The following is a 23,368-nucleotide window of genomic DNA, read 5'->3' as shown; positions in this document are numbered from 1 at the left end:
AAGCCCCCGGCGCACAGCGTGTAGATTACTGGCCCAGCAGGCCGACAGCGTAGCCCGCGATACCGATGACGAAGAAGCCAACGATGATCCACAGGGCGTTAACTTTCTTGCGCAGCAGCCACATACAGGCGAAGGTCAGCAGCAGCGGCACCAGGCCCGGCATCAGCTGGTCAAGGATAGTCTGCACGGTGGTCACGCGCGTCTGGCCATCCTGACCGGTGATGGTGGAAACCACCAGCGGGATGTTCACGTGCGTCCACTTGTTAACCAATGCCCCCATGACAAACAGGCCGAGAATTGACGCCCCCTCGGTCAGTTTCTGCAGGAAGCCGCCGCCCATATCTTTAACGATATCGATACCTTTACGGTAACCGTACGCTACGCCGTAATAACGGGTCAGCAGACGCACCGCGTTAAACAGGATAAAGAACAGCAGAGGCCCGAGCAGACTGCCGCTCATGGCGATACCTGCGCCCAGCGCGGCGAACACCGGACGAACGGTACCCCAGAAGATAGGGTCGCCCACGCCGGCCAGCGGGCCCATCAGACCAACTTTGATACCGTTGATAGCACCATCGTCGATCTCTGCGCCGTTAGCACGCTGCTCTTCCATCGCCAGCGTTACGCCGAGAACCGGCGCCGCAACGTAGGGATGGGTGTTAAAGAACTCAAGGTGACGTTTAATCGCCTGTTTACGCGCATCGTTGTTCTCCGGATACAGGCGACGAATAGCCGGCACCATGGAGAAGCAGAAGCCCAGCGCCTGCATACGTTCGAAGTTCCATGAACCCTGGAACAGGTTAGAACGAATGAACACGCCACGAATATCACTCTGAGTCAGTTTTTTCTCGGTGGTATTTTTAGTCATATCAACCATTTCGCTCACCTGTTAGTCCAGTTCGTTGTCGAGATCGTTATTACCAGCAGCCTGCACAGGCGCACCCGCTACGCGGTTGTATTTCGGGCTCAGCTGGATGTAGAGCACCGCCATCACGGTACCAATTACACCCAGAGCAACCAGGTTGAAATCGGTGAACGCGGCGGTCACAAAGCCCAGGTAGAAGAACGGCATCAGGTAGCCTGCGCGCATCATGTTGATGACCATCGCGTAACCGACGACCACGATCATGCCGCCCGCGATGTTCAGACCGCCGGTAACCACTTCTGGAATGGCGTTCAGCATACCCTGTACTTCGCTGGTGCCGACGGAAATCGCCACGATAACGGCAGGGATAGCGATACGCATGGCCTGCAGGAACAGCGATGAAACGTGCAGCCAGGATATGGCCGTCAGGTTTCCATTCTCCGCAGCCTTATCCGCCGCGTGCTGGAAGGCAACGGTGATGGTACGAACGATAATGGTCAGAACCTGGCCTGCCGCGGCCAGCGGGATTGCCAGCGCGATACCGGCACCGATGCTTTGATGGCCGGCGATAACCAGAACGGTAGAGATGATAGAAGCAAGGGCGGCATCCGGCGCAACGGCCGCACCGATGTTCATCCAGCCCAGGGCGATCATTTCCAGGGTACCACCGATAATAATACCGGTTTTCATATCCCCGAGAACGGCGCCAATCAGCGTACAGGCCACCAGAGGACGGTGGAACTGAAATTCATCAAGTACCGACTCCATACCCGCAATACACGCGACGATGAACACCAGCACAATCTGAAGAAAGGTAATCTCCATTGTACTTCTCCTGTTGATTAAGTCTTAAGTTGAAAATTGCGTTGCGATCCGCGGGGTGACTTATTTCACCTTGGCGATCAGATCCATCATTTTCAGTTTCTGGTCGGTGGAAACTTTGCGGGCCTCCAGTTCGATACCGCGGGCATTCAGCTTTTTGAACGCTTCGATATCTTTCTCATCGACCGAAATGGCGTTGTTCACCTGCGTTTTACCCTGGCGGAAAGCCATGCCGCCGATGTTGACGCTGGTGATTTTCACACCGCCTTCAACCACGCGTTCAACGTCCGTTGGGTTAGTGAACAGCAGCATAATGCGCTCGCCTGCGTATTTGGGATTGTTATAGACGCGGATCATTTTCGCGACGTCTACAACGTGGGCGGTAACGCCCGGAGGAGCAACCTGAGTCAGCAGCGTTTTACGTACGGTATCCGCCGCAACTTCGTCGCTGACGACGATAATGCGGGAAACGTTGGTTTCTTTAGTCCAGCGAGTGGCGACCTGGCCGTGGATTAAACGGTCATCGATACGCGCAAGCCCGATAACCATGTAGTCGTTTGGACCCATTGGTTTCAATGGCGCAGCCGCTTTCGGTGCAGCCGCCTGAACCGGAGCAGGGGCGGCCTTTTCCACCGGCTTCGCTTTCAGCGCCTTAACGCCCTCGCGACCGGTTTCTACCGCCAGGGCAACCAGCTCATCGAACGACGGGTTGTCGTCACGCGCCATCAGCGTTTCAACCAGCATCGGAATATTAACGCCCGCGATGACTTCATAGTGTTCTTTATCGACGACAATGCGGCTGGCCGCGTTAAACGGGCTGCCTCCCCATGTATCGACGAGAAATAACACGCCTTTTGCTGTATCCAGCTTTGCCAACTGAGCGTTGTACTTTTCGATTAACGTTTCTGCGTTTTCGCCAGGGACGAAATCAATCCAGCCTACGTTTTCCTGTTCGCCCAGCAGCATTTCTGCCGTTTTTAACAGCTGTTCTGCAGCCCAACCATGTGTGCCTATTACAATAGCAATCGTCACTTGCTACCTCCTTTATAATCGTGAATGCATCATCTGTTCTGATACATCCTGAATCACTCTTGCGAACAAAATCGATTCAGTAAGGGTGTAAGATATAAAGTAATTACTACAGCGAATTATTTTAGACAGTGAAAAAATAATTAATGTGATGAAGCTCCGCTAATTATGCATCTGTTGGTAATTATTTTGCAGCGCAAAAAATAGTCTTAGCTATTGCAAAGACAGGTAAATTTTTTCCAATTATGCTCTATATTTTGCTATGTTTACGTTCCGTTTAATTACTCAGGAGTATAGGGCATAGCCCGCTATATGGACCGTCACCGACGTCTTTTCACCTTCCGGCACGCGTTTGCCGCCGCCACCTGCTACGTCTTATCACCAGCAACAAGTGTCTCGTCTGTGCATGACACAGCGATGACTACGTCTGTCGTTAACTGGAGCTGCTCATGGAATTCTTAATGGATCCCTCTATTTGGGCCGGTTTGCTGACGCTTGTCGTCCTTGAAATCGTACTGGGTATCGACAACCTGGTGTTTATCGCCATCCTTGCCGACAAGCTGCCGCCAAAGCAGCGGGACAAGGCGCGCCTGATCGGCCTCTCGCTTGCGCTGTTTATGCGCCTGGGTCTGCTGTCGGTTATTTCGTGGATGGTGACCCTGACGAAACCGCTTTTCAGCGTTGCCGATTTCTCGTTTTCCGGACGCGACCTGATCATGCTGCTCGGGGGGATATTCCTGCTGTTTAAGGCGACCACCGAACTGCATGAACGGCTGGAGAACCGCCAGCATGACTCCGGTCATGGTAAAGGCTATGCCAGCTTCTGGGTGGTGGTACTACAAATCGTGGTGCTGGACGCCGTGTTCTCGCTGGACGCCGTGATTACCGCGGTCGGGATGGTTAACCACCTGCCGGTGATGATGGCGGCGGTGGTGATCGCGATGGCGGTGATGCTGCTGGCTTCGAAGCCGTTGACTAATTTTGTCAACCAGCATCCGACGGTGGTAGTGCTCTGTCTGAGCTTCCTGCTGATGATCGGCCTGAGCCTGGTGGCTGAAGGTTTTGGTTTCCATATACCGAAAGGTTACCTGTACGCCGCGATTGGCTTCTCGATAACCATCGAGTTCTTTAACCAGATTGCGCGCCGTAACTTTATTCGTCATCAATCGACCCTGCCTCTGCGCGCGCGCACTGCCGATGCGATCCTCCGTCTGATGGGCGGGCGTAAGCAAAGCGCCGCGGCGCATGATAGCGATAGCGCGTCGGTCGTGCCGATCCCCGAAGGCGCGTTTGCGGAAGAAGAGCGCTATATGATTAACGGCGTGCTGACCCTGGCCCAGCGTTCGTTGCGCAGCATTATGACCCCGCGCGGGGAAATTAGCTGGGTAAACGCCGAGCAAAGCGAAGAGGAAATTCGCCGTCAGCTGCTCTCTTCACCGCACAGCCTGTTCCCGGTCTGCCGCGGCGAGCTGGATGAAATCATCGGTATCGTGCGGGCGAAAGAGATGCTGGTGGCGCTGGAAGCGGGTGACAATGTTGCCGCTCTGGCTTCCGCCTCGCCGGCGATTGTGGTCCCGGAAACGCTGGACCCGATCAATCTGCTGGGCGTGCTGCGCCGCGCCCGCGGTAGCTTTGTCATCGTGACTAACGAGTTTGGCGTCGTACAGGGGCTGGTTACGCCGCTGGACGTACTGGAGGCGATTGCCGGCGAGTTCCCGGACGCTGACGAAACGCCGGAAATTGTCATCGACGGCGACGGCTGGCTGGTGAAAGGTTCAACCGACGTGCATGCGTTGCAGCAGGCGTTGGGGGTAGACGATCTGGTTGATGAGGACGAAGATATTGCCACGGTTGCCGGCCTGGTGATTGCCGTCAACGGCCATATTCCGCGTCCGGGCGACGTGCTTGAGCTATCACCTCTGCAGTTCACGATTGTTGAAGCCAACGACTATCGCGTCGATCTGGTACGCGTCGTCAAGCTGCGACAGTATAACGACGAAGAAGAGTAACGGCTGATGCCCGTCGGCCCTCGGGCCGACGGGCATTTTTAAGCGTTCAGCTCCCGACGCTTTTCCGCCGCCAGCCACTGCGGAAAGTCCTCTACCGGCATCGGCCGGGCGTAGTAAAATCCCTGCAATAAATCGACGCCGTTGCCGCGCAGATACTCTTCCTGATCCCGGGTCTCTACCCCTTCCGCGACCGTCACAATCTTCAGCCGATGGGCGAGAGCAATGATCATGTCGGTCACCGTTGCGTTGACGCTATCAATCCCAATTGCGCTGGTGAAGGATTTATCGATCTTCAATACATCAGGACGCAGCTTTTCCAGCCAGGAGAGGGAGCTGTTGCCGGTGCCGAAATCATCGATAGCCAGCTGCACCCCTTTGAAATGCAGATGCTCGGCCATATGGTGGTCGCCATCCTGAAGCACGTCGCGTTCGGTGAGCTCCACCACCAGCTGCTGTACCGGATGGGCGCTGAACCAGTAGTGATGCAGATCGCGCAGCAGTTCGCCGTTGGCGAAATGGCGGGCGGCGACGTTGATGCTGATGTGAAAATGTTTGTCCTGCGGAAAAAGGGCTAATTTGTGGGCCGTCTGGGAGATGACATAGCGGGTGAGGGGAACGATCAGATTATAACCTTCGGCTATGGGGATAAATACCTCCGGCGAAATAGCGCCTCTGCGTGGATTATTCCACCGCAGCAGTATCTCCACGCCGCAGCACTGACGGGTGCGCAAGTCCTGCAGGGGCTGGCACCAAAGCGTGAACTCGTGGGCGGCAATACCGAGATTAATTTCCCGGGAAAAGCTCATTCTTCCCGCGGTCGCCAGCCAGGCGATGCCGGTCATTAACAGGCTGATTATCAGCGCCAGCGGCAGTTCGGCCGGTAGCTCATTGAGGGCGACCGCTGAGGCGCCCGGCCCGCTGACGTTAATGGTGAAGGGAAACTGCGTCGACGACTGGCGGTAGATGATTTGCTCGCCCGGCAAGGATTCCTGTTTAATCAGCCCGGAACCGCTAATAAAGCTTTTATCGCCAATGCTGAGGCCAATGCCGGTAATTAATGGCGATTTTGCGTTAAAAATTAACTCGCCCAGCAGCTCGATATTGATCACCAGCAGCACGCCGTCGGCGCCGCTAAGCGAAGCGGGGTACCACTGGATAAGTACCGGCGTCCCTTTAAGCAGCGATGCGTCGTAGCTGAAGGTGAGCAGGGCGTGATTGGTGGGGAGCGCCGGCTGTAACTGGTGAACCGGAATATTTCGTTGGCCAAAAATACTCGAGCAATAGAGCAGGTCAGACTGGACCAGCGCGATAGAACGTACCGTTTGCAGCGACGCCGCCAGCTTACGTAACGTGAGGTGGACGTCCTGACAGGGATGGTTCACAAGTTGCAGCAGCGTGGCGTGCTGGGCCGCCAGGGGCCGCAGAATATTATCCATCGCGGCCACCATTTTATTGGTGCTGAGCTGGACGCGCTGCTGATTTAAGCTACGCTGCGAAATAAATCGTATCACTAATGTTGTCGTCAGGGTCAGTAGCGCGACCAGCAAGCAAACCAGGATACGTTTCCTGCGGTAGGTTGTGATAACTTTTTGTGCAGTCTGCATGCGCGACGCCCTGTCGGCTAAAAGTGTTAATGAGAGTAACAGCCGTTATAGAGCAAGTGTAGTGGGCGCAGCTAATAATATAGCGTGGAAAAAGAAGAATGCGCCCGGGGGCGCATTCTGTAGGACACGGATTAGTCGCACTGAACTTTAATTGCCAGGCCGCCGCGCGACGTTTCCCGGTATTTGGCGTTCATGTCTTTACCGGTCTCGTACATGGTCTCAATGACTTTATCGAGCGAGACGCGCGGCTCGCTGGTGCGGCGCATGGCCATCCGGCTGGCGTTGATCGCTTTGACGGAGGCAATGGCGTTACGTTCGATGCACGGCACCTGTACCTGGCCGGCCACCGGGTCGCAGGTGAGGCCAAGGTTGTGCTCCATGCCGATTTCCGCCGCCACGCAGACCTGCTCGGGGCTGGCGCCAAGGATTTCCGCCAGGCCCGCAGCGGCCATCGAGCAGGCCACGCCCACTTCGCCCTGACAGCCCACCTCCGCGCCGGAAATGGACGCGTTCATTTTATACAGCGTGCCGATAGCCCCTGACGCCAGGAAGTAACGAATATAGATATCCGGGCTGACGGGCTCGATAAAGTGGTCGTAGTAAGCCAGCACCGCCGGTACGATACCGCAGGCGCCGTTCGTCGGTGCCGTCACCACGCGGCCACCGGCGGCGTTTTCTTCGTTGACCGCCAGCGCGAACATGTTGACCCAGTCCACCACGTTCATCGGATCGTGGGAGAGTTTATCGCTGGCAACCAGCATCCGCCGCAGCGCCGAGGCGCGACGAGGCACGCGCAGCGGGCCGGGCAGAACGCCTTCGGTATTCATTCCGCGATCGATACAGGCGCGCATGGTCTGCCAGATATTGGCAAAATAGTCTTCAATCTCTTTTTTGCTGTGCAGCGCCAGCTCATTCTGCATCACCATGCCGGAGAGAGACATGCCGGTCTCTTTGCAGTAGCCCAGCATTTCCTGAGCGGATTTAAACGGATAGGGTACGGCGAGTTCGCTGGCGCTCTCTTTGCCGAAATGCTCTTCATCGACGATAAAACCGCCGCCGATGGAGTAATAGGTTTTGCTGTAGATTTCTTTCTCGCCAGCCCAGGCATGAATGGTCATACCGTTTTCATGCAGCGGCAGGTTGTCGCTGCGAAAACGCATGCCGTCATTCTGCGGGAAATCGACCTCATGCTGCCCCTGGGCCAGCAGCAGGCGACCGCGCGTTTCAACGTCGCGGATAAATGCCGGTATCGCGTCAATATCGACCGTATCGGGCTGATTGCCCGCCAGTCCCATAATAATGGCGATATCCGTATGGTGGCCTTTGCCGGTTAATGACAGTGAGCCGTAGACGTCAACCGCTACGCGCGTCACTTCATTAAGCAATCCCTTTTCGACCAGGTCATCGACGAACTGTTTACCGGCCTTCATCGGCCCTACAGTATGGGAAGATGAGGGGCCGATCCCCACCTTGAACATGTCGAATATACTAATCACGCTAACACTCCTGACAGGGTTGTCGCGGGTGCGACAACGATGTAATCACTGCGCATAGTGTAAGAGGGAACCGGGTCATCAGCTTATCTATTCACATGAATTAAACTAATGGATAACCGCGGATTTACTAATGCTGAGAACGCCGTCTCAGTTTGAGTATAGCTAAGGACGGGCGCCTATCTGTAGCGCCAGCTCGCGAATAATGCCGGCGGTCATTCCCCAGACAAAATAATGCTGGTACCAGGAGAGCCAGACGCGATGCGAATTGCCGCGGCGATGGATATCCAGCGGATGGTAGCGCCCCAGGCGCAGCGCTTCGGCCAGCGGCATTTCGAAGACCGCGGCCACTTCATCCTGGCTGGCGTGATAGTGCAAATTGGGTGGGATAATCCCTACCACCGGAGTAACCTGAAAGCCGGTCACGCTATCGACCGGCGGCAGAACGCCAATCACCTCAACCGACTCCGGCGGGATCGCCACCTCTTCCTGCGCTTCACGCAGCGCGGCGGCGATTAGCGTTGCATCGCTGTTATCTACCGCGCCGCCGGGGAAGGCCACCTGACCCGCATGCTTGCGCATCAGCGGCGAACGCTGGGTCAGCAGCAGCCCCGGCTGCGGGCGGCGAACTATCGGTACCAGCACCGCGGCCTGGCGCTGGTTGAGCGCGTGGCGCGTGGGCTGCGGACGCAGAAGCTGAAAACGTGAGAGGAAATCGTCAAGTTCGAGGGCGCTGTCCGCCATGTTCTAGCTCTCCAGTTGATGCAGGATACGATTAACTTTATCAAAAGTTTCCTGATATTCCGCTGCCTCTTCGCTATCGGCCACAATTCCGCCGCCGGCGGAGCAGTAGAGGTGTCCCTGCCAGGCCGTCAGCGTACGGATAGTGATACTGGTATCCATGTTGCCGCAGAAGCTGAGATAGCCGATGCTGCCGCACCACGCGTTGCGCCGCTGCGGTTCCAGTTCATCGATGATCTCCATCGCTCTGACCTTCGGCGCGCCGGTGATTGAGCCGCCGGGAAAGGCCGCGCGCAGCAGGTCGGCGGCGTGCAGATGAGCGGGCAGCCTGGCGGTGACGGTGCTCACCAGATGATGCACGGCGGGGAAGGGTTCCACCACAAACAGCTCAGGAACGCGAACGCTACCGGGTACCGCAACCCGGCCAATATCGTTACGCATTAAATCGACGATCATCAGATTTTCGGCGCGGTCTTTTGGTGAGTTCGCCAGCTTTTGCGCCTGCAGCGCGTCCTGCTCAGGGTCGGTCAGCCTGGGTAATGTCCCCTTAATGGGCCGGGTCTGAATTTCGCCTTGCCGGAGCTGAATAAAACGCTCGGGCGACAGGCTTAATACGGCCCCTTCATCCAGGCGAATAAAGGCGCTGAACGGCGCGCGATTGGCGCGGTTAAGCTGACGGAAGGCCTGCCACTCATCCCCGCGATAGCTCGCCGTAAACCGCTGCGCCAGGTTGACCTGATAGCAGTCGCCGCTGTGCAGATAAGCCTGAATCTGGCGGAACTTCTCGCCATACTCCTCGCGGCTCATATTAGCGCGCCACGCTGAGCTCAGGGTAAAGGTTGCAGCGACAGGCGCAGTCTGTGCTTCCAGCCACGCCAGGCGCGCCTGCGGATCGTCATAGCTGAATAACGATACCTCCCGGCGCTGATGATCGACGATTAACGCCCAGTCATAAATACCTACCGCCATATCCGGCAGTTCGATATCCGCGTCGGCCCGCGCCGGCAGATGTTCAAAACGACGACCCAAATCGTAGCCGAACAGTCCCAGCGCGCCGCCGAGAAACGGCAGATGCGGATGAGGCTGCGGCTGCAGGTTACAGTGCGCCAGCTGCTGATGCACCAGCCTAAGCGGATCGGCGGCGGAGGTTGAGACGGTTTCCCCTTCGCGTAGGGTGGTTAGTTGACCGTGAGTCACCAGCGTGGCGCGCGGCTGGGCGACAATGATGTCAAAACGGTTATGCGCATGTTCGGCAAAACCGGAATGCAGCAGCATCGCCCAGGGCTGGGAACTTAACGGGCTAAAATAGTATTCAGCGGCATCCGGACGCCAGGGCAGGGAAATCATAGCGGGGGACAACATCGTCTTCTTCAATCCTGAACGTTACCGTCCGCTGGTATACGCGCGGACGGCGTGAAATAATTACGCCCCACAATGTAGCAGGAGTCAGTCATGTTTGCAGGTTTACCTTCGCTGAGCCACGAGCAGCAGCAAAAAGCAGTGGAACGAATTCAGGAGCTGATGTCGCAGGGCATGAGCAGCGGCCAGGCGATTGCTTTAGTGGCGGATGAACTGCGCGCCTCGCATACCGGGGATCGGATTGTGGCGCGCTTTGAGGATGAAGACGAGTAAATCCCCCGTTGCGATCAGATGCCGCTTTCCGGGAGCGGAAGGATCGCATCAGGTCGTTTCCCGGGATCGTCATACAGCGTCACGTGCGTGACGCGATCGCCGCGCCAGAAGGTAATGTGCGTACCGGCTGGCGTATGGTGCACATTCACCTCCGTCAGCGGCGCGCGGTTAGCGAAATCCCACAGGCAGACGAAACGCGCCTGCGGCAGGTGATTGCGCATCACCAGATAGCTGAGATCGCGAATCGCCGGGTTATCGGGCGCCAGCCCTTGCCAGAGTTCACCATCGCCGGAAAGCCAGAGCGCAACGGTGTCTTTGTCGCGCGCAAAGTGGCGCGGCTGGCAGCCGTTCAGCGGGGTCATGGTGGCATTGGCCATATGCCGCAGCGGTCCGCTGAGCGAAAAAGGCTGCGGCGTACCGCTCTGGTCCAGCGCCCGCGCCGCCAGGTGCAGTGTCCAGTCAAGCTGCTGGCGATGCGGATTTTCCACGGTAGAGAGATCGATCAGTACCTCTTCAAGCCACAGCAGGCGACGGCGAAAGCGCACGCCTCGCCAGGCCGCCGCGTCCCACTCGACGCGGCTATGGCTGTTGAGCTCCGGCGGCGGCTTTCCCCAGTCAACCTCGCTATCCAGCCACAGAGAGTCGCTATCCATATGCCAGCCTAGCACCTGCGGATTGGCCGGAGGCTGGTTGGTCTGATTGACCGAAAGCGTATTGTGGGTGGCGCTGTTTTTATAATAGTCATAGTGCATTTTCGCACCATAGCCGGTGGTGCCCATATCCGTGAGCAGCCAGCCGTCGCGATGCCAGAGCATCAGCCCCAGCCTGTCGTAATGGTCGTGCTCGCCGCCCCAGGGGCTGTGCTTAATCAGCAGCGCCTGCTGCGGTCGCCGCCATAACGTCAGGCCGGCGCCGGGCGCAAACAGCGACTGCTGCGGGATCAGCGGCAGGGGCGTTTCCGGCAGGGGGCGTTCGCGCCACAGTAAGGTTTCACGCTCGTCGGGCGTCGTTTCGGTAAACTGCAGCACCGCGGCGTACTGCGGGTCACGCCAGATAAACCAGGCGAACTCGTAAAGATCCTGATGATTGAGCTTCTCCTGCCCGGCGAGACAGTCATTAAGCCGCGGGAAGGTGCCGTCCGGCAGCAGCAGCGACAGCGGGAACGTCAGCATCGCCTGATACCACGGGCCGTCCAGCAGGCTCCAGCGGGTGCCGCGCGCCAGCTTCTCAAAGGCCAGAAACCCCTGCAGCGCGTAGTAGTGATAGTGAATGGAGCCTTCAAACCATAGCCCCTCCGCCAGCAGGCCATTTTCCAGCTGCCAGCGCAGGCCGTACGGCTGGTTCACGGCAAACTCCAGCAGCGTCTCATCTTCTAGGATGAAACCCAGTACGCCAAGCGCCGCGCTGATTTTAACCTCATGGTTATGGATCTGCGGGCTACGATGGTCGCGCAAAAACGCTGCAGCGCAGCGCAGCAGGTTTTCACTGATGTGCCGCTGCTCGCCGGGCGCCAGGCTGTCGCGAATGAAGTCATAACCCAGCGCCATTTCCAGAATGCAGTTGGCTTCGCACAGCGTCTGGGCGTTCATCTTGCCCGGTCCGTTGTTGGGAATATCGCCGTGGATCTCATAGCCGGGATAGACATCCGCGTAGCCCATCAGCAGCGTGCGAACTTTATCGCGATACGCCGTTTCGCCGGTCAGCCGCCATAACAGGCCAAGCTGCTGACAGGCGCTGGCGTTACGGCCATTCATCTCGCGCCACCATGCGCCATCCCACGGTTCACCGCTAAATATTTCCCCATCGACCGGGCAGGCATGCTGGTGGGGCGTATCCGCCCGCCACGCCAGGCGCACGCCGTGGTGCGGACAAAAGTAGTAGAGATTCCAGCTGGCGATCCCTGACTGCGGAATGCGAACCGCTGTATCTAATATCGGCTGAGCATCCTTCACCAGCCGTTCAAGCAGTCCGCTATTCGCGGCTGCACGTCCGACAATGTCGGGCCAGAGCCCGGAGAATTGTTTCATTAGCGGTTATCCCTGACCTCTGACGATGCGGAAAGCGGGGCGATGAGCGTAGTGATATCGTCGGGGTATTTCGCCCGCAGCCACTGCGCTTTGTCACGGAACAGCGGATCTTCCGGCCAGGCGTGCGCGGCGGTGGCGATATTGCGCAGCGCTTTCTTGTCATCCATTTTATCCAGGTCCTTCCAGGGCCACGGCGTATCGCTGTTAATAAACCCGGCGATGTATTGATAGCCTTTGCGCAGGCTATGGTCGTCGAGGGTGAAGTTCCAGATATCGACGCCCGCCTTCTCGCCGAGCCTTCCCAGGCGGTTGTAGGCTTCAAGGTTAAAATTGCTGTAGTGCCACGGGCGCGTGCGCTCCAGTTCGGCCATCTGGCGGCCTTCAATATCAAATTGCCCCGCAATACGCCGCAGCTGGGTGATGTACAGGCGCTTTTTCGCCTCGTCGGTTTTCCCACTGAACAGGGCGAAGGCGGCGGCCTGCATATCGAAATAGCTGCCGTGATTGTTATGCCAGTTCTCTTCTTCAAAGCCGTTCTGGCTGGTGGTCATCCAGTGATAATAGTCACCAAACCACTGCTTCAATGCGCTAACGTCGTTTTCGCTCAGCGCATCAGAGGATTGCAGCAGGGCGATGGCGTCAACGACGTCAACCAGCGCGCGGCTATCAATAATGCCGATACCGCGTCCGGTATTGATGCCGGGAATGGCCTGGGCATGCTGCAGGTTGGGGGTCATGCGCGTTTTGGGATCGAGGAACCAGGTCTTTAACTGCGCCGCCGCCTTTTGCGCGTAGCGATCGTCGTGAGAGAAGTACCACGCCAGCGCCAGCGTTGACACGTCGTTACTCATCTTCACCAGCCGGTTCTTATCGGTGGCGTCGCTATTGGCGTCAGGGTTGGTTTGCCCATCTTTGCGAATATAAGGAAGCCCGTCTTTGGTATCGGGATTCGGCCACCAGTAAGGCGGAAAGCTGTAGTAGTCGTGCTTATTGCCGCTGGCGGCGACCAGCGTTTTGTCCATCACCGAGAACAGCGGATGATTGAGCGCCAGATCGGCTTTTTTTAGCAGCGCCGCTTGCGCCTGAACAAATAGCGGATCTTTCGCGGCGATCTGCTGCCGGCTAAAAGCTAAATCCTTTCCGTCTAGCGTGTACGGCTCGGCGGCATACGAGGCGGCGGTCAGGCCGGAACAAAACAGCGCAATGCCTAACAAACCTCGGCGAGGTATTGAGTTCATCGTGATAACCCTTCTGCAAATATGAGAAAAGATAACAACAGAATTATACCTGACGCGTATTTAAAGAACGCGTGAAACAGGCGGTGTAATTAAAAACAATATATTTAAATATTCGATGGCGAGCAGTGTAAAAGACAAAGTGATTTTTTTTGTGATGTCCTTCAAGTTTAACGTTTTGGATAAATAATGACGCTTTTAATGCAGTGTACATCACGTTTTTTGCCGTTTTTCTCTATTTTTTGAATCTTTTAACAAAATCAGTAAAAATATAACAAATTGATTTTTATGATTATTTATTTTCTGTCACTTTTTTTGTCACTTCCCTGTGTGATCTGTCTCAATTTTCTTGTTTTTGAAACGTAATTTCTTTTTTATACGGTTGTATTGGGAAATACATTTCTATCTAATGAATGGAAATAATTCTTGCGCCAGCTGTATTAACGCCTGAGCGATATTCAAATTCTTTTTCGTGTATTAATTGAGAATTTAATTACCTTTGTGCCCTACAATAAAGGATATGCCATCATGTCTGCCTGTAAATTACGTTCACTGTTACTTCTCACCGCACTCGGGCTCGGCGTTAGTCAAAGTTACGCCGCCACCACTCTCAACGTCTGGATCCGCGCCAGCAATGACTCGAAGAATATCTACAAACAGGAGGCGGAAAAATTTGAAGAAAAAACCGGTATCAAAATCGCGTATTTCAACGCCACCACCGACTTTGAACAGCGGCTGGCGCGCGCCACGGCGGGCAACGCCTTACCCGATTTGATTTTTAACGATGCGGCGTCGCTAGGGCAGTTCATCCAGCTGGGTATTGCCGAAGAAATTGACCCGCAGGCGATCGCGGGCGGCGACCAGCTATTCCAGACGGCATGGAAGAGTACCCGCTATATCGACGGTAAGTATTACGGCGTGCCGACCTCGGCGCAAACTTTCGCGCTCTTCGTGCGTAAAGACTGGCGTGAAAAACTGGGGCTGCCGCAGCCTAAGAGCTGGGATGATATCCAGACGCTGGCGAAAGCCTTCACCACTCAGGATCCCGATGGTAACGGCAAAAATGATACCTACGGCTTTATCGTTCCCGCTTCCACGACGCGCGGCTACGCCAGCTGGTTTATGAGCAGCTTTATCTGGCAGGCGGGTGGTGATTTCGTTAAAGAAGAGAACGGAAAATTCAGCGCTTCGCTCAATACGCCGGAAGTGGCTCAGGCGATGACCTTTATGCGCACCATGATGTGCGACAAAGTCACCCAGCCGGGCGCGATTAACGCCACCACCGCCGACGTTATTCCCTCCTTCCGCTCCGGGCAAAGCGGCATGTTCTTCAGCGGGCCGTACCATATCGCCCTGTTCGATAAAGACCCCGGTAAAGACAACTTCGAAGTGATCCCGGTGGCGGGGCCGAAAGGCGAAGCCACCCTCGCCGAGGGCACCACGGTCTTTATGATGAAGAGCAGCATACAGAAAGAGGCGGCGCGAAAATTTATCGAATTTATGATCTCTGCGGAAGGTCAGGAGATCGGCATGGGTAAAGGCAGCCAGCATATTCCGGTAGTGCGTCTGCCGGTGAATAAGAACGTCGACGTCAAAGCCGTGTATCAGGACGCGCGCTGGGAAACTTTCGCCAGACTTTACAACGAACAGGGACGCTACGTGCCGCAAATTCCCAACTGGACGCCGGTGCGCCAGGTGGTTGCCGACGGTTTTAACCGGATTTTTGCCGACTGCGGCAGCGATATTCCCGGCGAGCTGAAGACGCTCGACGGCAAGGTGAACGCTGAGCTGAAAAAACAAAATGTGCTGGCTAACTGAGGACATAGGTTATGACGCTGCATGAGACGAAGTCCTCGCCGATAAAGCAGGCCGCTTCGCCTGACTCGACCGGATGGCTGAGCGCAAAGCGTAAGCGGGCGCTGATCCCGTGGCTGTTTTTAGCGCCTGCGCTGATTATTTTTAGCTGGTTTAAGTTTATCCCGATGATTCAGGGTCTGGTGATGAGCTTTTACAAGGTTAACTTTAATCAGCCCAACGAGTGGGTGGGGCTCGATAACTTCACCCGCGCTTTTGCCGACGCAGAGCTGCACGCGGCGGTGGTGAATACCCTGCTTTACGTGGTGGTAACGATGTTCGCCGCGGCTATCCTGGCGTTTTTCCTCGCCATGCTGCTGGAAGGCCCGGCGCGCCATCTGCGCTTTATTCGAACCGCCATCTTTTTACCGGCGGTTACCAGCGCGGCGATCGTCGCCGAAATGTGGCGCATTTTGTTTAACCCGACGCCCAACGGCGTGGTTAACCACATCCTCAGCTGGTTTGGCGTCGCCGACCAGGGCTTTCTTGCCAGCTCCGATCAGGCGCTGGGCGTCATCATGCTGCTGCATATCTGGAAAGCGGTGCCCTACAACATGGTGATCTTTATTGCCGGCCTGGCGGGAATCAGCCGCGATTTATACGATGCGGCGAACGTCGACGGCGCCAGCTGGTGGAACCGCCTGCGCTACGTCACGCTGCCCGGCATGATCCCGGCGCTCTCGGTGGTACTGATGCTCTCCTTCATTCGTGGTTTCCGCGTGTTTGCCGAGGTGTACGCCACCACCGGAGGGGGGCCTTCTAACGCCACGGAAATGGTCATGACCCACATCTACAAGCTGGGCTTTGAGCAGTTTGACTATGGCTACGCTTCGGCGGTGTCGTTCCTGCTGTTCACCTTCACGGTTATCTTAACCCTCTGTCATCTGACGCTGAAAAAACGTATCGCCCGTTACTAAGGAGCCGCGATGTTAAGCAAACGTTGGGATACAGCAGGGCGCTGGTGCATCTACGCGCTGCTGCTGATTGTCTTTGTCGGGCCGTTCTGGGGCATCGTCGCCACGGCATTCAGCGGCGCGCCGGTGAAGCCGGGCGAGCTGCTGGCCTGGCCGCATCAGTTCTCGTTGGAAAACTTCATCTTCGCGTGGATGGATATCGGCGTCTGGCAGTATCTGCTGAACTCCATTCTGGTGGTGTTCTTCGGCACCGTTCTGCAGGTGTCGGTCAGCGCGCTGGCGGCGTACGCCCTGGCGCGGAAGAAGTTTCGCGGCGTAGCGCTGGTGAGCCTGGTGATTTTGTCCACCATGATGCTGCCGGAAGAGGTCATCGCCATTCCGCTGTACATGATTATCAACTGGCGGCTGCCGCTGATCGACGCCTCGCTCTACAACAGCTATCTCGGAATGATTTTACCGGTCGTCGGCTGGGCGTTCTCCATCTTTGTCCTGACCGAATTTATGTCAGCGATACCGAAAGAGCTGGAAGAGGCGGCGCGGATTGACGGCGCCAACGAATGGCAGATTTTCTTCCACGTCATTCTGCCGCTGGTAAAACCGGCGCTCGGCACGGTGGTGACCTTCGGCTTTATTATGATTTGGGACCAGTACCTGCTGCCGCTGATTGTGGTCAACCAGGACAGCCTGAATACCATTCCGGTGATCCTCGGCACGCTGCGTACCGATGAGAGCATCACGCCGAACATTTTTATCGCCATTACGCTGCTGGCGATGCTGCCCAGCATCATCGTCTATCTGGGTCTGCAAAAACATTTCAATCGCGGGATTATGTCCGGCGCGGTCAAAGGATAAGGGGTTAACGATGGGATCGGTTGTATTAAATAGCGTGCGCAAATCATACGGGGATGTCCACGTCATTAAAGATGTGTCGCTGACGATTCCGGACGGCGAGTTCTGCGTCCTCGTTGGCCCCAGCGGCTGCGGCAAATCCACGCTGCTGCGCATGATTGCCGGGCTGGAGGAGATCTCCGGCGGCGAAGTACATATCAACGAGCGTAACGTCACCGAGGTGGAGCCGAAGCTGCGCGACATTGCGATGGTGTTCCAGAGCTATGCGCTCTACCCGCAGATGACGGTGCGTGAAAATATGGGCTTTGCCCTGAAGATGGCTAAGCTGCCGAAAGCGGAAATCAGCCAGAAGGTGAATGAAGCGGCGGCGCTACTGGGGCTGGAGCCGCTGCTGGAGCGCCTGCCCAAAGATCTCTCCGGCGGCCAGCGCCAGCGCGTGGCGATGGGGCGGGCGATCGTGCGTAAGCCGCAGGTGTTCTTGTTCGATGAACCGCTCTCCAACCTTGACGCCAAGCTGCGAACCCAGGTACGCGGTGAGATCCGCGAACTGCATCGTCGGCTGAAAACCACCTCGGTGTACGTCACCCACGATCAGATTGAAGCCATGACCATGGGGCAGATGATTGTGGTGCTGCGCGACGGGCGAATAGAGCAGGCGGGGACCCCGCTGGAACTGTACGACCGGCCGGCGAATCTGTTTGTCGCCGGGTTTATCGGCTCGCCGGAGATTAACCAGCTGCCGGGCGTCGTGGTCTTGAACGGTAGCGCCACCAGCCTGCGTCTGAAAGATGGCTCCCTGCTGGCTTTGCCCGCCGGTTTACGGGTCACCGATGGCCAGCAGGTGGTGTACGCCATTCGCCCCGAACAGGTCAACGTGGTTCATGAAGCGCGGGACGATGCGCTGGCGGCGAAGGTGACGGCGGTGGAGAACACCGGCTCGGATATGCAGCTCTTCTGCGATACCGGCGGCGGGGCGTTTACATCGGTGTTCAAACAGCGTCTGGCCGTAAAAGAGGGCGATAAGATCTGGCTGCAGCCGAAGCTCGCCGGCGTGCACCTGTTCGATGCGCAAAGCGGCCAGCGCATAGCCTGCCGGGAGGGAAATTAAGGTGGCGATGAAGCTGTACACCCTTGACGAAACCTGCCTGGAAAACGCCCGGGCGGGCCTGAAGCAGCCCTTCTCGCCGCTGCAGCTGGCGCTAAGCAAGCTGGTATCGGAGGCGGATATCCTGCGTCGGGAAGCGCCGGAAAGCGTGGTACATAAAAAGCTGCGCCCGGCGAGCGGCGACGCGCACGATTACTACAGCCTGGGGACCTACTGGTGGCCAAACCCGCGGCGGCCCAACGGACTGCCCTATATTCGCCGCGACGGGCATATTAATCCGCAGTGTGAGAACAACGACACGGATACCTCGCGCATTATCCGCATGTGCGAACGGTGCCTGACCCTCGGGCTGGCGTGGTACTTCACCGGTCAGCGCCAGTACGCGCAGGCGGCGGCTGCGCAGATCCGCTGCTGGTTCCTTGATGCGGAAACGCGGATGAACCCGCATCTGAATTATGGCCAGGCGATCCCGGGGATTGTTTCCGGTCGCGGTACCGGGCTTATTGATACCCGCTTAATGTGGATGGTGGTGGACACCATCGGTTTGATTAACGCGGCGAGCGTGCTTGATACCGACGATATCATCGGCCTGCACCAGTGGTTCCGCGACTTTAACCACTGGATGTACTACAGCGACATCGGCCACTCTGAGTACGTCTGGCACAACAACCACGGCACCTGGTACGACGCTCAGCGGACGGTTAACGCGCTATTTTATGGCGATAAAGGGCTGGCGGCGCGGATCATCGAGCAGGGGATCACCCAGCGGATGGCGGCGCAGATTGACCAGGACGGCAGGCAGACGATGGAGCTGGAACGTACCATTCCGTTCCACTACTCGCTGTTTAATCTGGAGGCGCATCTGCTGCTCAACCGCTACGCCGAACACGTTGAGTTCGATCGCTGGAACGCCATCCGCGATGGGCGAGGCGTGAAGCAGGGGATTGATTACCTGGTGCCGTTTATCCGGGAACCGGATCTCTGGCCCTATAGCGACCTGCAGGGAATCGTGTGGGATAGCGCGCTGCGCGTGCTGCTGCAGTCAGTGCGGGGCTATGCAAAACAATCTGCCAGCTATCGTGAAGCGCTGAAATGTGTGCCGCAGGAGACGCTGCAGCTGAAGGAACAGCTGATGTGGTGTCCGGGCTGATAGAACAATACTTCTTGCCTCGCGACGGCGCTGTGCCCGATCGGCCTGGCTGCTATGTAGCCCGGATAAGGCGTTTACGCCGCTATCCGGGGAATGCGCCGGATAACGGCTTTGGCGCGGCTTCTTCCCGGGCGGCGCTACGCTTGCCCGGGCTACGGGGCCACGCTGTCTTACACGGCGGCGATGATTTTAATCTCGACTTTGTACTTCGGATTCATCAGCTTCGCCTGCACCGTACAGCGCACCGGGGCATGACCGGCGACGACCCACGCATCCCAGGCCTGGTTCATCGCCGCAAAGTCTGCGCCGTCGGCAAGAAAAATCGTCGCATCAAGAATACGCGACTTGCTGCTGCCCTGTTTCTCCAGCACGGCGTCAATCTGCGCCAGGGTATCGGCGGTTTGCGCGCAGGCATCGGCATCAAGGTTGGACGGCACGCCGGTGTAGTACAGCGTCTGGTTGTGAATCACCACATCAGACCAGCGGGCTTCGGCATCAATACGCGTAATGGTCATGTTTATTTCCTCTTTGTTCCGGTTCATTAAGCTGCGGCAAGACTGCCATAATGTTTCACCTGCGTCACTACCCGCACTGGCGAAAACGACTCCACCCTGACATAATCACTGTCCAAATAACCAGGGGGTAATGTGATCGACGATTTTGCAGCAGACGGCCAGCTGGCCAGCGCGATTGCGGGATTTAAACCACGCGAGCCGCAGCGTCAGATGGCTTTCGCCGTCGCCAGCGCGATTGAAGAAACCCGTCCGCTGGTGGTTGAGGCGGGGACCGGGACCGGGAAAACCTACGCCTACCTGGCGCCTGCGCTCCGCGCCAATAAGAAAGTCATTATCTCCACCGGCTCGAAAGCGCTACAGGATCAGCTCTACAGTCGGGATTTACCCACTGTCGCCAAAGCGCTGAAGTACACCGGTAAGCTGGCCCTGCTGAAAGGGCGTTCGAACTACCTGTGCCTGGAGCGGCTGGAACAGCAGGCGCTCGCCGGCGGCGACCTGCCGGTGCAAACCCTCAGCGATGTCATTCTGCTGCGTTCGTGGTCTAACCAGACCGTTGATGGCGATATCAGCACCTGCGTTAGCGTGGCCGAAGATTCCCAGGCCTGGCCGCTGGTCACCAGTACCAACGATAACTGCCTCGGCAGCGACTGCCCGTTATATAAAGACTGTTTTGTTGTGAAGGCGCGGAAAAAGGCGATGGATGCTGACGTGGTCGTCGTCAACCACCATCTGTTCCTCGCCGATATGGTGGTCAAAGAGAGCGGATTTGCCGAGCTGATTCCCGAAGCGGAAGTGATGATCTTCGACGAAGCGCATCAGCTACCGGACATCGCCAGCCAGTACTTCGGCCAGTCGCTCTCCAGCCGTCAGCTGCTGGACCTGGCGAAAGATATCACCATTGCTTATCGCACCGAACTCAAAGACACCCAGCAGCTGCAGAAGTGCGCCGACCGCCTGGCCCAGAGCGCGCAGGATTTTCGCCTGCAGCTGGGGGAACCCGGCTATCGCGGCAACCTGCGCGAGCTGCTGGCGGATAACAACATTCAGCGCGCGCTGCTGCTGCTTGATGATGCGCTCGAGCTCTGTTACGACGTGGCAAAGCTGTCGCTGGGCCGCTCGGCGCTGCTCGACGCCGCCTTTGAGCGGGCCACCGTCTACCGCGGCCGCCTGAAGCGGCTCAAAGAGACCAACCAGCCCGGCTTTAGCTACTGGTATGAGTGCACTTCGCGTAATTTTACTCTGGCGCTGACCCCGCTGACGGTGGCGGATAAGTTTAAAGAGGTGATGGCGCAAAAATCGGGGAGCTGGATTTTTACCTCGGCGACGCTCTCGGTCAATGACGATTTGCACCACTTTACCGATCGCCTGGGGATTGGCGAAGCGCAAACCCTGCTGCTGCCCAGCCCCTTTGATTATGCCCATCAGGCGCTGCTGTGCGTACCGCGCAATTTACCTTTGCCGAACCAGCCCGGCGCGGCGCGCCATCTGGCGGCGATGCTCAAACCGCTTATTGAGGCCAACGATGGGCGCTGCTTTATGCTCTGCACCTCGCACGCCATGATGCGCGATCTGGCGGAACAGTTCCGTGCCACCATGACGCTGCCGGTGCTCCTGCAGGGAGAAACCAGCAAAGGTCAGCTTTTGCAGCAGTTCGTCAGCGCCGGGAATGCGCTGCTGGTGGCGACCAGCAGCTTCTGGGAAGGGGTGGACGTGCGCGGCGATGCGCTTTCGTTGGTGATTATCGACAAACTGCCGTTCACCTCGCCGGACGATCCGCTACTCAAAGCGCGGATGGAAGATTGTCGCCTGCGCGGCGGCGATCCTTTTGACGAGGTCCAGCTACCGGACGCGGTGATTACCCTTAAACAGGGGGTGGGGCGCCTGATTCGCGACATCGACGATCGCGGGGTACTGGTTATCTGCGACAACCGTCTGGTGATGCGTCCCTACGGCGCGGTCTTCCTCGCGAGCCTTCCGCCTGCGCCGCGCACGCGCGATATCCGCCGGGCGGTGCGTTTTCTTGCGGTGCCGCCGGCGAGGTAATCCGGCGCAAAATGTGGTAAGCTGCGCGCCATTTTGTCAATCTGCTAGAGCGAGAGCGCGACAACCCATGCGAATTTTAGCTATCGATACCGCCACGGAGGCCTGCTCCGCGGCGCTGTGGAATGATGGCACCCTCAGTGCTCATTTTGAAATCTGCCCCCGTGAACATACCCAACGTATCCTGCCCCTGGTGCAGGATGTCCTCAATGAAAGCGGAACGCTATTGACCGAGCTTGATGCGCTGGCCTTTGGCCGCGGGCCGGGGAGCTTCACCGGCGTGCGTATCGGCATCGGTATCGCGCAGGGGCTGGCGCTGGGGGCCGGGCTGCCGATGATCGGCGTATCTACGCTGGCGACCATGGCGCAGGGCGCGTGGCGGAAAAACGGCGCCACCCGCGTGCTGGCGGCCATCGACGCCAGAATGGGCGAAGTCTACTGGGCGGAATATCAGCGCAATGAGCAGGGCGTCTGGCACGGCGAAGAGAGCGAGGCGGTGCTGAAGCCGGAAGCGGTTCGCGAGCGGCTTCAGCGGCTGGAAGGCGAGTGGGCCACCGTGGGCACCGGCTGGCAGGCGTGGCCGGATATGGCTCGCGACTGCGGTTTAACGCTCGTCGATGGCGACATTCAGCTGCCTGAGGCGCAGGATATGCTGCCGCTGGCCTGCCACCTGTTTACGGCGGGAAAAACCGTGGCCGTCGAACACGCTGAGCCAGTTTATTTACGTAATGAAGTGGCGTGGAAGAAACTTCCTGGCCGCGAGTGAATCTCAGTAACTATATGTCTGAGAAGAAGGAAGGAGTCGCGTCATGGCGGGTCAAAAAAGGGTAGTGCGTTGGTTAGTCGCGGCAGCAGTCGTTGCTGCGCTGAGCGGGTGCGCTTCGGTGCCGGATGCCATTAAGGGCACCACCCCGACGCCGCAGCAGGATTTAGTCCGCGTGATGAACGCGCCGCAGCTGTATGTCGGCCAGGAGGCGCGTTTTGGCGGTAAGGTCGTCAGCGTGCAGAATCAGCAGGGTAAAACTCGCCTGGAAATTGCCACCGTTCAGCTTGACGACGCCGCGCGTCCGGAGCTGGGCGAAGCGTCGCGCGGGCGTATTTTTGCCGACGTGAACGGCTTTATCGACCCGGTGGATTTTCGCGGACAGCTGGTTACCGTGGTTGGCCCGATCGTCGGCGTCGTCGACGGTAAAGTGGGCAATACGCCGTATAAATTCATGCTGATGAACGCCACTGGCTACAAACGCTGGAACGTAGTCCAGCAGGTGGTCATGCCGCCGCAGCCGATGATGGACCCGTGGATGTTCGGCCCGCGCCCGTGGGGCTACGGGTACGGCGGCTGGGGCTGGTATAACCCCGGTCCTGCCGAAGTCAGAAACGTTGTAACCGAATGATTTTGTAGTCTTTGTAAGCAAAAAGAAACAGCGGCTGGTCCGCTGTTTCTTCGTTTTCAGTCAAATAAGAAAAATAAATAGTGACGCGCT

General features: G+C 57.4%; 20 protein-coding genes. 10 read left to right on the top strand and 10 right to left on the bottom strand.

The window, feature by feature from the left end:
- Positions 1-25: 25 nt before the first annotated feature.
- From ABLU96_RS27255 to manX, 3 genes are read right to left on the bottom strand one after another with little or no spacing between them, the layout of a single operon-like run.
- Positions 26-877, bottom strand: a complete 852-nt coding sequence (locus tag ABLU96_RS27255) for a PTS mannose transporter subunit IID (protein WP_004103307.1) — start codon at positions 875-877, stop codon at positions 26-28.
- A gap of 12 nt (positions 878-889) precedes the next feature.
- Positions 890-1,690 (bottom strand): PTS mannose transporter subunit IIC, encoded by an 801-nt coding sequence (gene manY, locus ABLU96_RS27250; protein ID WP_004103305.1) that lies wholly within the window; start codon positions 1,688-1,690, stop codon positions 890-892.
- 60 nt (positions 1,691-1,750) lie between these two features.
- Entirely contained in the window at positions 1,751-2,719 is a 969-nt protein-coding gene (gene manX, locus ABLU96_RS27245; protein ID WP_004103303.1) for a PTS mannose transporter subunit IIAB, read from the bottom strand.
- 446 nt (positions 2,720-3,165) lie between these two features.
- Between manX and yoaE the strand changes: the two genes are divergently transcribed.
- Positions 3,166-4,725 carry a CNNM family cation transport protein YoaE gene (gene yoaE / locus ABLU96_RS27240; protein ID WP_004852040.1) on the top strand — a complete coding sequence of 520 codons (1,560 nt, stop codon included), beginning with the start codon at positions 3,166-3,168 and terminating at the stop codon, positions 4,723-4,725.
- A gap of 38 nt (positions 4,726-4,763) precedes the next feature.
- On the opposite strand, the gene ABLU96_RS27235 is transcribed toward yoaE, so the two are convergent.
- The 4 genes from ABLU96_RS27235 to pabB form a co-directional block, all read right to left on the bottom strand.
- Positions 4,764-6,329, bottom strand: coding sequence for an EAL domain-containing protein (locus tag ABLU96_RS27235; protein ID WP_064405631.1), 1,566 nt, complete (start codon positions 6,327-6,329; stop codon positions 4,764-4,766).
- Positions 6,330-6,460: 131 nt separating this feature from the next.
- Entirely contained in the window at positions 6,461-7,825 is a 1,365-nt protein-coding gene (gene sdaA / locus ABLU96_RS27230) for an L-serine ammonia-lyase (RefSeq protein ID WP_048261016.1), read from the bottom strand.
- A 162-nt stretch (positions 7,826-7,987) separates the two neighbouring features.
- Positions 7,988-8,566, bottom strand: a complete 579-nt coding sequence (locus ABLU96_RS27225) for a CoA pyrophosphatase (protein WP_004852034.1) — start codon at positions 8,564-8,566, stop codon at positions 7,988-7,990.
- 3 nt (positions 8,567-8,569) lie between these two features.
- On the bottom strand, positions 8,570-9,925 hold the full coding sequence (pabB, locus tag ABLU96_RS27220; RefSeq protein ID WP_348863041.1) for an aminodeoxychorismate synthase component 1: 1,356 nt from the start codon (positions 9,923-9,925) through the stop codon (positions 8,570-8,572).
- Between the two features lie 90 nt (positions 9,926-10,015).
- On the opposite strand from pabB, the gene ABLU96_RS27215 reads away from it, so the two are divergent.
- Entirely contained in the window at positions 10,016-10,195 is a 180-nt protein-coding gene (locus ABLU96_RS27215) for a YoaH family protein (RefSeq protein ID WP_004103292.1), read from the top strand.
- A 14-nt stretch (positions 10,196-10,209) separates the two neighbouring features.
- On the opposite strand, the gene ABLU96_RS27210 is transcribed toward ABLU96_RS27215, so the two are convergent.
- Together ABLU96_RS27210 and ABLU96_RS27205 are read right to left on the bottom strand one after the other, a co-directional pair.
- Positions 10,210-12,222 (bottom strand): heparinase II/III family protein, encoded by a 2,013-nt coding sequence (locus tag ABLU96_RS27210; protein WP_064405628.1) that lies wholly within the window; start codon positions 12,220-12,222, stop codon positions 10,210-10,212.
- Positions 12,222-13,460, bottom strand: coding sequence for an alginate lyase family protein (locus tag ABLU96_RS27205; protein ID WP_064405626.1), 1,239 nt, complete (start codon positions 13,458-13,460; stop codon positions 12,222-12,224). The genes ABLU96_RS27210 and ABLU96_RS27205 overlap by 1 nt, the downstream gene beginning before the upstream one ends.
- 525 nt (positions 13,461-13,985) lie before the next feature.
- On the opposite strand from ABLU96_RS27205, the gene ABLU96_RS27200 reads away from it, so the two are divergent.
- The 5 genes from ABLU96_RS27200 to ABLU96_RS27180 are packed head-to-tail and all read left to right on the top strand — an operon-like array spanning position 13,986 to position 19,329.
- Entirely contained in the window at positions 13,986-15,275 is a 1,290-nt protein-coding gene (locus ABLU96_RS27200; RefSeq protein ID WP_025106146.1) for a sugar ABC transporter substrate-binding protein, read from the top strand.
- Positions 15,276-15,286: 11 nt separating this feature from the next.
- Complete coding sequence (locus ABLU96_RS27195) at positions 15,287-16,228, top strand: sugar ABC transporter permease (RefSeq protein WP_025106147.1); 942 nt, start codon at positions 15,287-15,289, stop codon at positions 16,226-16,228.
- A 9-nt stretch (positions 16,229-16,237) separates the two neighbouring features.
- The gene (locus ABLU96_RS27190; RefSeq protein ID WP_009651976.1) at positions 16,238-17,077 is read left to right on the top strand and encodes a carbohydrate ABC transporter permease; all 840 of its coding nucleotides are present in this window, start codon (positions 16,238-16,240) and stop codon (positions 17,075-17,077) included.
- 10 nt (positions 17,078-17,087) lie between these two features.
- Positions 17,088-18,182, top strand: a complete 1,095-nt coding sequence (ugpC, locus tag ABLU96_RS27185; RefSeq protein ID WP_064405624.1) for a sn-glycerol-3-phosphate ABC transporter ATP-binding protein UgpC — start codon at positions 17,088-17,090, stop codon at positions 18,180-18,182.
- A 7-nt stretch (positions 18,183-18,189) separates the two neighbouring features.
- Positions 18,190-19,329, top strand: a complete 1,140-nt coding sequence (locus tag ABLU96_RS27180) for an alginate lyase family protein (RefSeq protein ID WP_014229808.1) — start codon at positions 18,190-18,192, stop codon at positions 19,327-19,329.
- A gap of 170 nt (positions 19,330-19,499) precedes the next feature.
- Here ABLU96_RS27180 and ABLU96_RS27175 read toward each other — a convergent pair whose 3' ends face one another.
- Complete coding sequence (locus tag ABLU96_RS27175; protein WP_004113724.1) at positions 19,500-19,844, bottom strand: RidA family protein; 345 nt, start codon at positions 19,842-19,844, stop codon at positions 19,500-19,502.
- A 132-nt stretch (positions 19,845-19,976) separates the two neighbouring features.
- On the opposite strand from ABLU96_RS27175, the gene ABLU96_RS27170 reads away from it, so the two are divergent.
- The 3 genes from ABLU96_RS27170 to ABLU96_RS27160 all read left to right on the top strand — a co-directional run bounded on the left by ABLU96_RS27170 (position 19,977) and on the right by ABLU96_RS27160 (position 23,278).
- Positions 19,977-21,887 carry an ATP-dependent DNA helicase gene (locus ABLU96_RS27170; protein ID WP_014229807.1) on the top strand — a complete coding sequence of 637 codons (1,911 nt, stop codon included), beginning with the start codon at positions 19,977-19,979 and terminating at the stop codon, positions 21,885-21,887.
- A gap of 67 nt (positions 21,888-21,954) precedes the next feature.
- On the top strand, positions 21,955-22,650 hold the full coding sequence (gene tsaB / locus ABLU96_RS27165; protein WP_064405622.1) for a tRNA (adenosine(37)-N6)-threonylcarbamoyltransferase complex dimerization subunit type 1 TsaB: 696 nt from the start codon (positions 21,955-21,957) through the stop codon (positions 22,648-22,650).
- 43 nt (positions 22,651-22,693) lie between these two features.
- Positions 22,694-23,278, top strand: a complete 585-nt coding sequence (locus tag ABLU96_RS27160; protein WP_004852007.1) for a Slp family lipoprotein — start codon at positions 22,694-22,696, stop codon at positions 23,276-23,278.
- The last annotated feature ends 90 nt before the right edge of the window (positions 23,279-23,368 follow it).

Source organism: Klebsiella sp. CN_Kp106, assembly GCF_040064575.1.
Lineage (GTDB): Bacteria > Pseudomonadota > Gammaproteobacteria > Enterobacterales > Enterobacteriaceae > Klebsiella > Klebsiella michiganensis.
This window is presented reverse-complemented; position numbering and strand designations above follow the sequence as displayed.

Coding starts and splice junctions, on each gene's coding strand:
- ABLU96_RS27255 (WP_004103307.1), bottom strand. CDS start 877: ATGGTTGATATGACTAAAAATACCACCGAGAAAAAACTGACTCAGAGT.
- manY (WP_004103305.1), bottom strand. CDS start 1,690: ATGGAGATTACCTTTCTTCAGATTGTGCTGGTGTTCATCGTCGCGTGT.
- yoaE (WP_004852040.1), top strand. CDS start 3,166: ATGGAATTCTTAATGGATCCCTCTATTTGGGCCGGTTTGCTGACGCTT.
- ABLU96_RS27235 (WP_064405631.1), bottom strand. CDS start 6,329: ATGCAGACTGCACAAAAAGTTATCACAACCTACCGCAGGAAACGTATC.
- ABLU96_RS27225 (WP_004852034.1), bottom strand. CDS start 8,566: ATGGCGGACAGCGCCCTCGAACTTGACGATTTCCTCTCACGTTTTCAG.
- pabB (WP_348863041.1), bottom strand. CDS start 9,925: ATGTTGTCCCCCGCTATGATTTCCCTGCCCTGGCGTCCGGATGCCGCT.
- ABLU96_RS27215 (WP_004103292.1), top strand. CDS start 10,016: ATGTTTGCAGGTTTACCTTCGCTGAGCCACGAGCAGCAGCAAAAAGCA.
- ABLU96_RS27210 (WP_064405628.1), bottom strand. CDS start 12,222: ATGAAACAATTCTCCGGGCTCTGGCCCGACATTGTCGGACGTGCAGCC.
- ABLU96_RS27205 (WP_064405626.1), bottom strand. CDS start 13,460: ATGAACTCAATACCTCGCCGAGGTTTGTTAGGCATTGCGCTGTTTTGT.
- ABLU96_RS27200 (WP_025106146.1), top strand. CDS start 13,986: ATGTCTGCCTGTAAATTACGTTCACTGTTACTTCTCACCGCACTCGGG.
- ABLU96_RS27195 (WP_025106147.1), top strand. CDS start 15,287: ATGACGCTGCATGAGACGAAGTCCTCGCCGATAAAGCAGGCCGCTTCG.
- ABLU96_RS27190 (WP_009651976.1), top strand. CDS start 16,238: ATGTTAAGCAAACGTTGGGATACAGCAGGGCGCTGGTGCATCTACGCG.
- ugpC (WP_064405624.1), top strand. CDS start 17,088: ATGGGATCGGTTGTATTAAATAGCGTGCGCAAATCATACGGGGATGTC.
- ABLU96_RS27180 (WP_014229808.1), top strand. CDS start 18,190: ATGAAGCTGTACACCCTTGACGAAACCTGCCTGGAAAACGCCCGGGCG.
- ABLU96_RS27175 (WP_004113724.1), bottom strand. CDS start 19,844: ATGACCATTACGCGTATTGATGCCGAAGCCCGCTGGTCTGATGTGGTG.
- tsaB (WP_064405622.1), top strand. CDS start 21,955: ATGCGAATTTTAGCTATCGATACCGCCACGGAGGCCTGCTCCGCGGCG.
- ABLU96_RS27160 (WP_004852007.1), top strand. CDS start 22,694: ATGGCGGGTCAAAAAAGGGTAGTGCGTTGGTTAGTCGCGGCAGCAGTC.